Here is a 12,843-nt window from a genome sequence, read left to right on the forward strand (position 1 = left end):
CGGCGCATCACAGCACCTTGGAGAGGAACGTCCGGGTCCGCTCCTCGCGCGGAGCGTCCAGCACCTGCGCCGGCGGCCCGGCCTCCACGATCCGCCCGTCGGCCATGAAGACGACGGTGTCGGCGACCTCGCGGGCGAACCCGATCTCATGGCTCACGATGATCATCGTGGTGCCCTGCCGGGCCAGGTCCCTGATGACGTCGAGGACCTCGCCGACCAGTTCCGGGTCGAGCGCGGAGGTCGGTTCGTCGAACAGCAGCAGTCTCGGCCGGAGCGCCAGCGCCCGTGCGATCGCGACCCGCTGCTGCTGGCCGCCGGACAGCTGCCGCGGATAGGCGTCGGCCTTCTCGGCGAGCCCCACCCGCTCCAGCAGCAGCCGGGCCGCGGCCACGGCCTCCGCACGCGGCCGTCCGAGCGCCGCGACCGGCGCCTCGATGACGTTCTCCAGGACCGTCAGGTGCGGGAAGAGACGGAAGTTCTGGAACACGAACCCGATCCGGGTGCGCTGCCTGCGCACCTCCCGTTCGGGCAGTTCGTACAGCTTGTCCCCGGAACGCCGGTAGCCGATCAGCGCGCCGTCCACGCTGATCACGCCCCGGTCCACCTTCTCCAGGTGGTTGATGGTGCGCAGCAGCGTCGACTTGCCCGACCCGGAGGGGCCGAGGACGACGGTGACCTCGCCGGCCCGGACCTGGAGGTCGATGCCCTTGAGCACCTCCAGCGTGCCGAACCTCTTGTGCACGGACCTGATGTCGACCATCACGCTCATGGAGTGGATCCCTCGGGAGAAGTGGAGGACGGACCGGCGGGCCGGGCGGCGGACCGCCCGTCCAGGTCCCGCAGGAAGGCCAGCGCCGCCCGCGCCGCGCCGTCGTTCTGCCGGAAGGCGGGCCCGCCGGTGCGCGGCCGGGTGAACGCGCCGGGCGTACGGGCGTCGGTGAACGGTCCGAGCGCGAACCGGCGGGGATGCGGCCGGCCGTTCACGTCCAGGACGCGGCCGTCGGCGGGATCGACTCTGAGCAGCCCTTCGGGCGTCTCGGCGGCCCCGTCGGAGAGGAGTTCGCGCAGCAGCGTGTCCCGGGCCCGTCCCACGGTCGGTTCGGGCAGCCGCGCCTCGACCAGCGCCCGCGCCTCGACCACGAACCCGGGCACGGTCTCCGCGGTCGCCGCGAACACGCCGTCCCGCGCCGTCGCCTCCGTCCCGGCGCCCAGGAACCTGACCACGCCCGCCCGGGACAGCGCGAGCAGCTGCCGCAGCCGGGGGCCGGGCGGGCCGGAGGCCAGGTAGCTGAAGAACCCGTGCCACCAGGGTCCTATGTCGCCGAGCCGCACCAACTGCCCGTAGACGGAGAGCAGTCCGAGGAAGACTGCCAGGTCGGCGCTGTACTCGGGGTCGTGACGGCGGCTCAGGTCCGCCTCGACGTAGGCCCGCAGGCCCTCCTGGAACTCCTCGTGCGACCCGAAGCGCACTCCGTCCAGCGGGCGGTCCAGCGCCGCGAGGTCGAGCCGGTCGGCCGGGTCCGGCACGGCGGCGGCCACCAGCGCCCGGATCTCCGCCTCGGTACCGGCGGCGGCGTACTTCTCCTCGAAGTCCCGCCAGGCGACGGCCGTCCGCCCGGGGTGGACGGTGAACAGCCGGTGGTAGTGGGCGAAGCCGAGTTCCTTCTCCACCAGGGGCCACACGTCCCGGCGGAAGTCGAACCCGCCCGGCCTGGCGCGCAGTTCGTCGATCTCCGCGGGGCCGAGGAACCGGGGCAGCGGCGGCCGGGCGCCGGTCCAGTCGTAGCCGATCTTCGAGTGGTACGGCACCCCGCGCCGTGAGCCGACGTAGAGCACCGGCTCCCGTCCTGAGGGCACGTAGGTGTCCGCCTCGTACCGTCCGCCGCGGCCCTCCGTGAGCAGCACCATCAGGTCGACGAAGGCCAGCCCGAAGCCGCGCACCAGCACCGGTTCACCGGGCCGCAGCGCGGACAGGTCGCTGTCGGCGGTGAAGTCCGGGGGCAGGTGGACCAGTCCGTGCGTGCCGGCGTACGCGGCCAGGGCCTGCTGTTCGGGGTCGAGGTCGGCGTCCAGGTGGCCGAGGGCGAGGACGACGAGGTCGGCGAGGAGCGGGTCCGGGCGGCCCTCCAGCCAGACCTGCTGGCGCCCGTCGCGCGGCCCGCTGACCCGCAGGGCCCGGCTCGGATGGTGGTGGACGGTGACGCCGTCGGGCAGGCCGGCCACGGCACGGTCGTACACGTGTCGCAGGTACCGGCCCTGGATCTGCCGGTCGGCGAAGGTACGGCCGTCCAGGCCCGCCCACTCGTGCAGGGTCGGGCCCTCGCGTACCGGGCCGGTCATCCGCACCGTCTCGTCGGTGAACATGGTGACGTCCTCGGCGTGCGAGTTCATCCACAGCAGCGGCGACTGCGCGGCCCGCCAGATCCGGCCGGCGCCGGGCGGGTGCGGGTCGACCAGGTGGATGTCGAGGCCCTCACCGGCGTACAGCTCGGGCGCGTTGGCGGCGATGCGCTCCAGGAGTCCGGTCCCCCGCGGACCGGCTCCCACGATCACCAGCCGGGACCTCATCGGTCCGTTCCCGTGCCGCGGGCGTAGTGCTTCTCGACGTAGTGCTGGCCGATGCCGAGCACCGAGGTGACGACGGTGTACCAGAGGGTGGCCACCATCAGCAGCGGGATGACCTGGTAGGTCTGGTGGTAGATCAACTGGGCCGAGAACAGCAGGTCGTTGACGGCGATGACGCTGACGATCGAGGTGCCCTTGAGGGTGCCGATCAGCATGTTGCCGGCGGGCGGCACGATGGCGCGCATCGCCTGCGGCAGCACGATCCGCCGCCGGCGCCGCCAGCGGCTCAGGCCGAGCGCGTCGGCGGCCTCGATCTGGCCGCGGTCCACCGAGAGGAGGCCGCCGCGGACCACTTCGGCGGCGTAGGCCGCCTCGTGCAGGGTGAGCCCGACGATCGCGACGGCGACCGGGCTGAGCAGGTCGACGGTCCGTACGCCCAGCACCGTCGGGTACAGGGCGCCGATGTTGAACCACAGGAGCAGCTGGACCAGGATCGGGATCGACCGGAAGAGCCAGACGTACCCCCGGCTCACCCCTCGCAGCACGGGGTTGGCGGACAGCCGGAACGCGGCGAGCAGGGATCCCAGCGCGAAGCCGAGGACCATCACCACGGCGGTCAGCCAGAGGGTGAGCCACAGGCCGCGCAGCACGGAGGCGGTGGTGAAGTAGTCGGCGACGACGTCCCATTGGAACGCCTTGTTGCGCACCACCGAGGCGGTCGCGAGGCCGAGCAGGGCGAGGACGGCGACGGCGGCCGTCCACTGTCCGTACCGGCGGCGCGGGACGACTCTCAGGTCTTCCGCGCGCTCGGGTGCGCCGGGCGCGGCAGGGACGGTGACGAGGGTGTCGGATGACATGCGAAGGCTCCGTGACGGATCATTCGAGCACGGTGGACGCGCGCACGGTGGTGCGGCGGGTGCCTTCACACGGAGCGCCGCCGCTGGGCGGCGCTCGCACGGCCGAGCCCCTCAGCAGGGCCGTCCTTCGACTGTACGGCGCCGTTTCCCCTCCCTGTCAAGGGTGTCCGGACTGTGAGCAGCGCGTCTCAGGTCGGTTGACGGGGAACCGGAGACCTGTTCCACTTGGCCCATGCATCCGCAGCAGTGGCTGGTCACCCGCTCCCACATCGACTTCGGTCGCGTGTGGTCCTGTTCCTGTTGAGCTGACCCACTGCGCGCCCCGCCGACGGCGGGGACTCCTCGCGTTCTCCGCCGCGTCGCCCGTTTCGCCTTCACACGCGCACCCCTCCCCTCGCACTCCCTTCCGCGCCGTGCCTCGTGCTCCGCACGCCTGCTGATCCCAGGAGACCGCCCGACGATGCGTACGCCCACCCCTGCCCGTTTCCGGTTCCTGCTCTCCGCCGTCGCGGCCGCCTCGGTCGCGGCCCTGTCCCTCACCGCCTGCGGTTCCGGCTCCGGCGTCCCGTCGGGCGCCGGCTCCGCCCGGGGGGCGGCGGCCAAGAGCGGCGCGATCCCCACCACCGACGTGGTCTCCGCGGTCCGTGAGGACGGCCGGGCCGCCGCGCTGCTGCCGCCGGGCACCACCGCCCTCACCGTCGCGGTCACGGTCGGCGGCACCCCGCCCGGCACCGCCTATCTGCCCGACGGCAAGACCCTGACCGGCCAGGACGTCGATTTCGCCGAGGCCGTGGCGAAGGTGCTGGGCATCAGGCTCACGATCGAGCAGGCCGGTTTCGAAGCGATCCTGCCCGCCCTGGACAGCGGCAAGTACGACGTCGGCGCCGCCAACTTCGGGGTCACCGACGAGCGCCGCAAGGTCATCGACTTCGTCACCTACATCAACGACGGCCAGGGCTTCGCCACCCGCTCGGACAGCAAGCTGTCGAAGATCACCGACCTGCGGCAGCTGTGCGGCCTGAACGTCGCGACCGGCGCGGGCACCACCTTCGAGGCGACCCTGGAGGAGAACAAAAAGGTCTGCTCCGACGCCGGCGAGAAGCCGTACGGCGTGCAGACCTACGGCGAGCAGAGCGCCGTCTGGTCCTCGGTCCAGCAGGGCCGCAGCGATGTCGTGATGTCCACGATCAACGGCCTGCGGTACGCCGTCGCCCACCAGCCGGGCCTGAAGTTCCTCAACGAGTACCACCGGCTCGACGTCGGTTTCGCCTTCAAGAAGGGCACGAAACTGGCGCCCGCGTTCCAGGCCGCCGTGAACAGGCTCATCACCGACGGTACCTACGACCGGATTCTGCGGAAGTGGGGGACGACCGCGTCGGCGATCGACACCTCGCGGATCTCCCCGCCCGAGCTGAAGAACTGACAGTACGTCAGGGCCGGTACGACGCTGAGCTGGGCTGTCGTACCGGCCTATTGTCAGTTCATCGACGCCCGTCGGTTCACCCGGACGCACCTCTCATCACCCATACGCCCGGAACAATCATATTTCACTCACAGTCAGCAGCCGTGTGGGTCAGGACCCTTGGGGTACCTGGGCTCTCGACGTACGCGCTCTGCACCAGTACCGTCACAAACCCCCCGCGCGGCGTCTATCCACTTGGCGCGCCATCCGCATCATGGACGACCATAGGGATGCGGAAGCATGAAAGACCGCTGTGAGAGGAGGCGTCCATGGGATCGGTACGCAAGGCGAGTGCCTGGCTTGGCCTCGTCGACGACAACGATGACGAGCGCTACTACGACGACGACTACTCCGAAGGGACCGAGCAGCCCGGGGATGCCTGGGTCACCGACCCGCGGGTCAAGGTGGCCACGGACACCGCCGAGGAGAAGGGCCGCCGGATCGGCACGATCACCCCGGACAGCTTCCGGGACGCCCGCGCGATCGGCGAGCTGTTCCGCGAGGGCGTGCCGGTCATCGTGAACCTCACGGCCATGGAGGCGGGCGACGCCAAGCGGGTCGTCGACTTCGCGGCCGGGCTGATCTTCGGCCTCCGTGGTTCGATCGACCGGGTGTCCAACCGGGTCTTCCTGCTCTCCCCCGCCAACACCGAGATCGTCAACGGTGAGCCGGCCTCGCGCCGGGAGGACGGTTTCTTCAACCAGAGCTGAGGCAGGGCCGCTCGCCGGCCCTGCCCCCGCGCAGGGGTCACCGGAAGGCGTCGAGCCCGGTGAGCGCCTTGCCCAGCACGAGCTGGTGCATCTCGACGGTGCCCTCGTAGGTGAGCACCGACTCCAGGTTGGTCGCGTGCCGCATCACCGGGTACTCCAGCGAGATCCCGTTCGCGCCGAGGACCGTCCGTGCCGTACGGCAGATCTCGATCGCCTCCCGTACGTTGTTGAGCTTGCCGAAGCTGACCTGCTCGGGACGCAGGCGGCCGGCGTCCATCCGCCGCCCGAGGTGATGGGCGAGCAGGATCCCCTTGTGCAGTTCGACCGCCATGTCGGCGAGTTTGGCCTGGGTGAGCTGGAAGCCCCCGATGGGCCTGCCGAACTGCTCCCGTGACTTGGCGTAGTCGACGGCCGTCTCGAAACAGGTGCGGGCCGCTCCCATGGCGCCCCAGACGATGCCGTAGCGCGCGTGCGACAGACAGCTGAGCGGACCCTTGAGCCCCGTGACCTCGGGCAGCACGGCATCGGCGGGCAGCCGTACGTCGTCCATCACCAGTTCGCTGGTGACACTCGCCCGCAGCGACCACTTGTGCTTGATCTCCGGCGCGGAGAACCCGGGCGTGTCGGTGGGCACGACGAACCCGCGGATCCCGTTGTCGCTCTGCGCCCACACGACGGCCACGCCGGCCACCGAGCCGTTGGTGATCCACATCTTCCGCCCGTTGAGCACCCAGTCGCCGCCGGCCTCGCGCTTGGCGTACGTGCGCATGGCGGCGGGGTCGGAGCCGTGGTCGGGCTCGGTGAGGCCGAAGCACCCGATGACCTCACCGGCGGCCATGGCCGGCAGCCACCGGGACTTCTGCTCCTCGCTCCCGAACCGGTGGACGGCGTACATCGCGAGCGATCCCTGCACGGACACCAGCGAGCGGATGCCCGAGTCGGCGGCCTCCAGCTCCAGGCAGGCGAGTCCGTACTGCACGGCGGACGCGCCGGCGCAGCCGTAGCCGGTCAGCGACATCCCGAGGGCACCGATCGCGCCCAGTTCCCTGGCCAGCTCCCGGATCCCGGGCAGTTCCCCGCTCTCGTACCAGTCGGCGACGAACGGCAGCACCCGGTCGGCCGCCCAGCTCCGCACGGTCTCCCGGACGGCGAGATCCTCCGGCTCCAGAAGATCGTCGATGCCGAGCGGATCACCGGCATCGAACGGAGGCAACTTCCCGGACGCGGACATGCAAACCCTCCTGAAACTAGCACCGCTAGTCGGACCAGGCTACGCGCAGTCCCCCCGTTCGCCCAGCCGCCCTGGGCCGGTCAGGCCGAGACGCGGGACATCTGGGGCTCCCTGGGAGCCGGCACCTCCACCGGGGCCTCCTCGCACTGCATCACCCGGGGCAGCCGCAGCGCCATCACCGCGCCCAGCAGCAGCAGACCCGCGCTCACCAGCAGCGTCACGTGCAGACCGTGCACGAAGGAGTCCCGGGCCGCCCGGCGCAGCGCCGCGCCCGCCGGACCGCCGAGCCGGCCGGCGACCTCGTAGGCCTCGCCCAGCGAATGACCGGCCGCCGCGGACTCCGTCTCCGGCACTCCGGGCACCCGCGCCAGCCCCGGCGCGTAGGCCGCGTTCATCACGCTGCCGAGCAGCGCGATCCCGATGCCCGCGCCCAGCTGGTAGGAGGTCTCGCCGATCGCCGCCGCCCCGCCGGCCTGCGCCGCGGGCGCCTCGCTCAGCATCGACTCGTACGCCCCGAAGAGCGTGGTCTCCAGGCCGAAGCCGAGCAGCACGAAACCGAACAGCAGCAGGCCCGCGTCGTCCGCGCCGCCCATCGCGGTCAGCGTCAGCACCGCGGCCGCGGTCAGGCAGAAACCGAAGCACACCATCCGGCGCGGCCCGACCCGCCGCAGCAGCCGCGCACCCGCCAGCCCGGCCGCCATCGCGGCGAGCGTCAGCGGCAGCAGGCGCAGCCCCGTCTGCAACGGCGACAGGCCCAGCACCAGTTGCAGGTACTGCGCGGCGATCAGTTCAAGACCGACCAGCGCGAGCATCGCGAGCACGATGCAGCCCACCGCCGTGCTGAACGCCGGCCGCGCGAACATCTTCAGGTCCACCAGCGGGAACGTGCGCCGCCGTTGCCGTCGTACGAACAGGAACAGCAGCAGCGCGCCGAGCACCAGCGGTGCCACCGTCAGCGCGTCGGCGGCCGGTTCGCCGCTGCCCAGCCGCTTCACGGCGAACACCACGCCGAACAGGCCGACGGCCGCCATCAGGGCGCCCACGACGTCCCAGGGTCCGTCGCGGTCGCCGCGCGACTCGGGGAGCAGCAGGCGTCCCACCGGCAGACTGATCAGCATCAGCGGGATGTTGACCAGGAAGACCGAACCCCACCAGAAGTGTTCGAGCAGGAAGCCGCCCAACAGCGGCCCGACGGCCGCGCCGACCGCCGCCACCGCGCTCCAGATGCCGATGGCCAGGGCGCGTTCACGGCGGTCGGGGAAGACCTGCCGGAGGATCGACAGCGTGGCCGGCATGATCATGGCGCCGCCGACGCCGAGCAGGGCCCGGGCGCCGATCAGCGCTTCGGCGGTGGGCGCGGCCGCCGCGGCGGCCGAGGCGACCCCGAACAGGGCGTACCCGAGGAGCAGGACGCGCCGCCGGCCCACGCGGTCGCCGAGCGTGCCGAAGAGGATCAGCAGCGAGGCGCAGACCAGCGGGTAGACGTCGACGATCCAGAGCAGTTCCATGGCGCCGGGCTTGAGGTCCTCGGTGACGGCGGGCACGGCGACGTGCAGCACGGTCGCGTCGAGGGCGACCAGCAGCAGGCTGACGCAGAGGACGACGAGGACGACCCAGCGGTTGGCACCGGTACCGGTCGCCCGACGGCGCGGCCGTACGGCTGCCGTGGTCGTCCCGGACATGTACGTACCTCCCAGATGATCCCTCGCGTGCGGCGGATCGGCGGGCGGGGACTCCCCGTCGTACGGCCGGAGAGGAGCGGGGGTCTCCGGCCCGCGCATACGAACGCGAGTGACACGACAGCGTACGCGAGTTCGTTCCGGCGGTGCGTGGCGGACCTCTCACCGGTTCCGCGGAAGTCGTGTGGTGTACGCCACTGACCTCGCGTCCCGGCGGACGGGGCCGGGTCCGCGGGCTCCGCGCCGCGTCGATAATCGAGCCTGTGACCGATCTTGAGACGCCCGTGGCGGCACCGCGCGTCCCGGCCCTGCGCCGGGCGGCACCGGCCCTGCTCGGGTACGCCGCCGTGCGCGCCCTCGGCCTGCTCGCGCTGGCCGTGTGGAGCGGGGCGCGGGGCAAGAGCGCGTACGTCCTGTTGACGGCGCGCTGGGACTCGCTGTGGTACGCCCGCGTCGCCGGGGGCGGGTACGGCTACGAGGTGCGGCTGCCGAACGGTGACGTCCACTCCGACCTGGCCTTCTTCCCGCTGCTGCCCTGGCTGGAGCGGCTGGCGCACGCGCTCACGCCGCTGTCGTACGGCGGTGCGGGCCTCACGGTCGCCCTGCTCGCCTCGCTCGCCGCGGCCTGGGGCGTCTTCGCCGTCGCCGACCTCGTCCACGGCCCGCGGACCGGTGTCTGCGCGGTCCTGCTGTGGGCGGTGCTGCCGGTCGGGATCGTGCAGTCGATGGCGTACAGCGAGTCCCTGTTCACCGCGCTGGCCGCGTGGTCGCTGTACGCCGTGCTGACCGGCCGCTGGGTGAGCGCCGGCGTCCTGGCCGCGCTGGCGGGGCTGACCCGGCCGGTGGGGCTCGCCGTCGTGGCGGCGGTGTGGACGGCGGGCGTGGTCTCGTTCGTGCGGGCTCGGAGCGCGGGCGTGCGCGACCGGAGCGGGGAGCATCCGTCCGGCGCGCGGGACGGCGGATGCGCCCCGGAGGAGTCCGGCGCCGGCCGGACCCGGCGCGTTACGCGACCGCCCGGCGCATCATCCGCGCCGCCCGCCCCCGACGCCGCGGAGGGCGCACCCGCCTGGCGGCGCGTCCTCGGCATGCTCCTCGCCCCCGTCGGCGCCGCCGCCTACGTGCTGTGGGTCGGCCACCGCACCGGCAGGGGCCCGCTCGGCTACCTGGACGTCCAGGCGGGCTGGCGCAACGGCTTCGACGGCGGTTACGCGTTCGCGCGCTTCGTCGCCGACAAGTTCACGTCATTTCCGTCCGCCCTGGCCGGAGCGGGTTTGACCGTCGGCGTCTGCCTGCTCCTGTGGCTCTACGTGACCGGCGTGCGCCAGGGCCAGCCGCTTCCGCTGCTGGTCTACACGGGCGTCGTCCTCGCGCTCGCGCTGTGCGCGTCGAGTTACTTCGGCTCCAAGCCGCGCCTGCTGATGCCGGCCTTCCCGGTGCTGCTGCCGCTCGCCCGGGCCCTCGCCGGCGCACGCCCGCGCAGAGCGGCGCTGGTCACGGCAGCGTTGGCGGTGGCTTCGGCGGTGTATGGCGCGTTCTGGCTGAACGGCTCCGGTCCGCCATGATCATCGGCGCACCGACGGTGAGCACCCGGGGGACTCCACGCCACGCTTTGGTTAACGAATTCATAAGTGCCATAAAACGGCCGCCCGGCATGATCAAAGGAATTGAAGGCCGGGCACCCCGCGGATTACGGAATCCTTAGAATTCGGAGACCTCCTGAGAGGTTTCCCACATCACATCGTCATCACAAAGCCGCTGTTTCGACCGGGAACAGAGCTCACTCGCTGTAACGTCGATTGGGTGCGTACCGAACGAAACCTCACCCGTCTGGACCGGGTGTTCGCCAGGCTGGACCGTGAGCCGGAACGACCGGCCCACATTGATGTGCCGCGGATGAGCCGGCACCGGGTCGTGTTGTTCACCGCGACCCTCGCCTTCTACCTGGCGATCGTGTGGGCCGTCGTGATCACGTCCTGGCTGGTCCGGCTCGACTGGCTGGTCATGTTCTTCCGGCCGTACCAGCAGTGGTCGGAAATCCACTGGTTCGTCGACTACTACGTGGTCCTCGGCCAGCGCGGCCCGACCGCCGTGATGGTCGCGGCCTGGCTGGGCTGGCGCTCCTGGCGGCAGCACACCCTGCGCCCGCTGCTGACCCTCGGCGCGTCGCTGCTGCTGCTCAACATCACGGTCGGCGCCGCCAAGCTCGGCATGGGGCGCCTCGGTCCGCACTACGCGACCGTGATCGGCTCGAACGAGATGGGCCTGGGCGGCGATATATTTCCCAGCGGACACACCGCGAACGCGGTGGTGACCTGGGGAATTCTGGCATATCTGGCCTCCACCCCGAGGGCTCGCCGCTGGCTCTCCGCCGCTTCCGCGGTCACCTCGCTCGGCGTCGGCCTGTCCACCGTCTACCTCGGTACGCACTGGCTGAGCGACGTCCTGCTGGGCTGGGCGGCGGGACTGCTGATCCTGCTGGCGCTGCCGTGGTGCGAGCCGTTCATCGCGCGCGCCGAGACCTGGATCTTCGACCTGCGCGACCGCTGGCGCGCCGGCCGCGGCCGTACGGTTCCGGTCCCCGTGCCCGTCCCGGCCTCCCCGGTGGTGCTCAAGCCGCGTTCGGCGGCCGCCGAGGACGCACCCGCGCCGGAGCGCGAGCCGGTCTCCCAGGTCCGCTCGCCGCGGACCCCGATCCATCTGGCGCCGGGCCCGCACACGGCCCGCTCGGAGCGCACCCCGGTCACCCCGGCCGGCAGCCGCCGGCCGCAGCACCCCGAGCGCCAGCCGCGCGGCGGCACCGCCCAGCCGGCCCGCCCGCTGACGGGCGGCTGACACCCGGACCGGCCCGTGCGCGCGGGCACCCGGTACGCACAGCCGGCCCGCACGCACCGAAGGCCCCGGTTCCCCTGCGGGAACCGGGGCCTTCGCCGTCGCGGGGGTCAGCCCTTCCAGGCGCGCGCCACGACGCCGTCGCGCACCTCGAAGTTGAGCCGCCCCGCCCGGTACTCCATGGTGATGATCGCGCCCGGTGGCAGCGCGCGGACCGTGGGCCACCCCCGCTGCCGGGCGAGCCGCTCGGCGTCGCCCGCGTCGAGGCCTACGTATCCCTGCGGGCTGTCCTGGGGCTCCTGCGCCGGAGCCGGATTCGGTGCCATACGGCCACGCTAGGCGGCTTCCGGCGGCGACGGAAGCCGGGAACGGCCCGCGAAGTCCGACGTCCCTCCCCGGTCACGCTTCTGTCACAGAATCACGACACGCGTTTCGATCGAACTCCGTCACACGTTCGAGCGGTTCGGTACGCCTTCCCGGCTCATTCGCACGCAATTCCCCGACGCCGGTAGGGTCTTCCGAAAAGCGCGCCGGAAAGAACCGGAAGCGGGGACCCGGAGCGCCCGGCCGGGCGCATTCCATTCCGATTCCACGGCCGCCGCGCGAGCTGACACCGCATAAGAGATTCACCGCTTCGGCACGGAACCCCCGCAGGGGCCGGGGCCCCGGACCGGTGGCGGCGCCGCGAACTCGACGCGGTCCGGGCGCGGGTGAATCGCCCTCACCACGCGCCGCGCCCCGCCCGGTCGGACCGGGCGGGGCGTGGCGGTGCGGGGCAGGAGCGCGCGTCAGAGCGCGAGGCGCTGCCCGGGCACGATGAGGTTCGGGTCGCCGCCGATGACGTCCTCATTGGCGGCGTACAGGCGCTGCCAGGTGGTGCCGTGGCGCTCGGCGATCCGGCTCAGGGTGTCGCCCTCGCGGACGGTGTAGTCGCCCCGTGCCGAGTCACGGCCGGTACGGGCCGCCGGGCGCCGCGCCTCCTGGTGCGCCGGGGCCGACCCGGTGCTCTGCCGGGCGGCCGATCCGCCGGTGGAGCGGGTCGCGGACTCGGTGCGGCTCCTCGTGGTCGCGGAGGCCCCCTCGGGCGCCGAGCCGGTCGCTCCGGCCCGCCCCGAGCAGACCGGCCACGCCCCCCAGCCCTGGGCCTGCTGGACCTTGGTGGCGACGGCTATCTGCGCTTCCCTGGAGGCCTGGTCGGCCGTCGACGCGTAGGCGGAGCCGCCGTACGCGCGCCAGGTGGAGGCGGAGAACTGCAGTCCGCCGAAGTAGCCGTTGTGCGTGTTGATGTGCCAGTTGCCGCCGCTCTCGCACTGGGCGATGCGGTCCCACACCCCGTTGTCCGCCGCCGCGGCGTTGCCGGTCGCGGCCAGCAGGCCCAGCGGGGCGAGCAGCGCCGCTCCGGCCAGGGCCGCCGTCGTACGGCCCCTGCGGGAGCCGTTCCGGTCGGCGGTCTCACGGGTGGTATCGGCACACTCGGACATGTATTTCCCTCTCCGCATACCCGGGATCC

General features: G+C 72.3%; 11 protein-coding genes. 4 read left to right on the forward strand and 7 right to left on the reverse strand.

The genetic code is table 11. The features are described 5' to 3' along the window. Positions 1–7: 7 nt before the first annotated feature. Genes ACIQOE_RS31600 through ACIQOE_RS31610 form a run of 3 tightly spaced genes read right to left on the reverse strand, consistent with a single transcriptional unit; the run spans position 8 to position 3,422 of the window. Positions 8–769 carry an amino acid ABC transporter ATP-binding protein gene (locus ACIQOE_RS31600; RefSeq protein ID WP_351320664.1) on the reverse strand — a complete coding sequence of 254 codons (762 nt, stop codon included), beginning with the start codon at positions 767–769 and terminating at the stop codon, positions 8–10. Further along, positions 766–2,568 carry an FAD/NAD(P)-binding protein gene (locus tag ACIQOE_RS31605; protein ID WP_401415049.1) on the reverse strand — a complete coding sequence of 601 codons (1,803 nt, stop codon included), beginning with the start codon at positions 2,566–2,568 and terminating at the stop codon, positions 766–768. Before ACIQOE_RS31605 ends, ACIQOE_RS31600 begins: the two co-directional genes overlap by 4 nt. Further along, on the reverse strand, positions 2,565–3,422 hold the full coding sequence (locus tag ACIQOE_RS31610) for an amino acid ABC transporter permease (protein WP_362643679.1): 858 nt from the start codon (positions 3,420–3,422) through the stop codon (positions 2,565–2,567). The genes ACIQOE_RS31605 and ACIQOE_RS31610 overlap by 4 nt, the downstream gene beginning before the upstream one ends. A gap of 460 nt (positions 3,423–3,882) precedes the next feature. Here ACIQOE_RS31610 and ACIQOE_RS31615 point away from each other — a divergent pair, with 460 nt between their 5' ends. Both ACIQOE_RS31615 and ACIQOE_RS31620 read left to right on the forward strand, forming a co-directional pair. After that, positions 3,883–4,845: an ABC transporter substrate-binding protein gene (locus ACIQOE_RS31615; RefSeq protein ID WP_365562624.1), complete on the forward strand. Its 963-nt coding sequence runs from the start codon at positions 3,883–3,885 to the stop codon at positions 4,843–4,845. Positions 4,846–5,153: 308 nt separating this feature from the next. Continuing rightward, positions 5,154–5,594: a cell division protein SepF gene (locus ACIQOE_RS31620; RefSeq protein WP_351320672.1), complete on the forward strand. Its 441-nt coding sequence runs from the start codon at positions 5,154–5,156 to the stop codon at positions 5,592–5,594. Between the two features lie 37 nt (positions 5,595–5,631). On the opposite strand, the gene ACIQOE_RS31625 is transcribed toward ACIQOE_RS31620, so the two are convergent. Together ACIQOE_RS31625 and ACIQOE_RS31630 are read right to left on the reverse strand one after the other, a co-directional pair. Then, positions 5,632–6,825, reverse strand: a complete 1,194-nt coding sequence (locus ACIQOE_RS31625) for an acyl-CoA dehydrogenase family protein (RefSeq protein WP_351320674.1) — start codon at positions 6,823–6,825, stop codon at positions 5,632–5,634. Positions 6,826–6,905: 80 nt separating this feature from the next. Next, positions 6,906–8,507: an MFS transporter gene (locus tag ACIQOE_RS31630; protein WP_365573392.1), complete on the reverse strand. Its 1,602-nt coding sequence runs from the start codon at positions 8,505–8,507 to the stop codon at positions 6,906–6,908. Positions 8,508–8,767: 260 nt separating this feature from the next. Here ACIQOE_RS31630 and ACIQOE_RS31635 point away from each other — a divergent pair, with 260 nt between their 5' ends. Further along, positions 8,768–10,066, forward strand: coding sequence for a mannosyltransferase family protein (locus ACIQOE_RS31635; protein ID WP_401415052.1), 1,299 nt, complete (start codon positions 8,768–8,770; stop codon positions 10,064–10,066). 238 nt (positions 10,067–10,304) lie between these two features. Beyond that, entirely contained in the window at positions 10,305–11,336 is a 1,032-nt protein-coding gene (locus tag ACIQOE_RS31640) for a phosphatase PAP2 family protein (RefSeq protein ID WP_351320680.1), read from the forward strand. A gap of 107 nt (positions 11,337–11,443) precedes the next feature. Here ACIQOE_RS31640 and ACIQOE_RS31645 read toward each other — a convergent pair whose 3' ends face one another. Beyond that, positions 11,444–11,659, reverse strand: a complete 216-nt coding sequence (locus tag ACIQOE_RS31645) for an I78 family peptidase inhibitor (RefSeq protein WP_351320682.1) — start codon at positions 11,657–11,659, stop codon at positions 11,444–11,446. A gap of 462 nt (positions 11,660–12,121) precedes the next feature. After that, positions 12,122–12,814 (reverse strand): transglycosylase family protein, encoded by a 693-nt coding sequence (locus tag ACIQOE_RS31650; protein WP_351320684.1) that lies wholly within the window; start codon positions 12,812–12,814, stop codon positions 12,122–12,124. Positions 12,815–12,843: the final 29 nt, after the last annotated feature.

The organism is Streptomyces sp. NPDC091282 (assembly GCF_044757385.1).
GTDB classification, from domain to species: Bacteria; Actinomycetota; Actinomycetes; order Streptomycetales; family Streptomycetaceae; genus Streptomyces; species Streptomyces gramineus.

Excerpts from the sequence above, each read along its gene's own strand:
- ACIQOE_RS31600 (WP_351320664.1), bottom strand. The coding sequence starts at position 769 with ATGAGCGTGATGGTCGACATCAGGTCCGTGCACAAGAGGTTCGGCACG.
- ACIQOE_RS31625 (WP_351320674.1), bottom strand. The coding sequence starts at position 6,825 with ATGTCCGCGTCCGGGAAGTTGCCTCCGTTCGATGCCGGTGATCCGCTC.
- ACIQOE_RS31630 (WP_365573392.1), bottom strand. The coding sequence starts at position 8,507 with ATGTCCGGGACGACCACGGCAGCCGTACGGCCGCGCCGTCGGGCGACC.
- ACIQOE_RS31615 (WP_365562624.1), top strand. The coding sequence starts at position 3,883 with ATGCGTACGCCCACCCCTGCCCGTTTCCGGTTCCTGCTCTCCGCCGTC.
- ACIQOE_RS31610 (WP_362643679.1), bottom strand. The coding sequence starts at position 3,422 with ATGTCATCCGACACCCTCGTCACCGTCCCTGCCGCGCCCGGCGCACCC.
- ACIQOE_RS31650 (WP_351320684.1), bottom strand. The coding sequence starts at position 12,814 with ATGTCCGAGTGTGCCGATACCACCCGTGAGACCGCCGACCGGAACGGC.
- ACIQOE_RS31645 (WP_351320682.1), bottom strand. The coding sequence starts at position 11,659 with ATGGCACCGAATCCGGCTCCGGCGCAGGAGCCCCAGGACAGCCCGCAG.
- ACIQOE_RS31605 (WP_401415049.1), bottom strand. The coding sequence starts at position 2,568 with ATGAGGTCCCGGCTGGTGATCGTGGGAGCCGGTCCGCGGGGGACCGGA.
- ACIQOE_RS31620 (WP_351320672.1), top strand. The coding sequence starts at position 5,154 with ATGGGATCGGTACGCAAGGCGAGTGCCTGGCTTGGCCTCGTCGACGAC.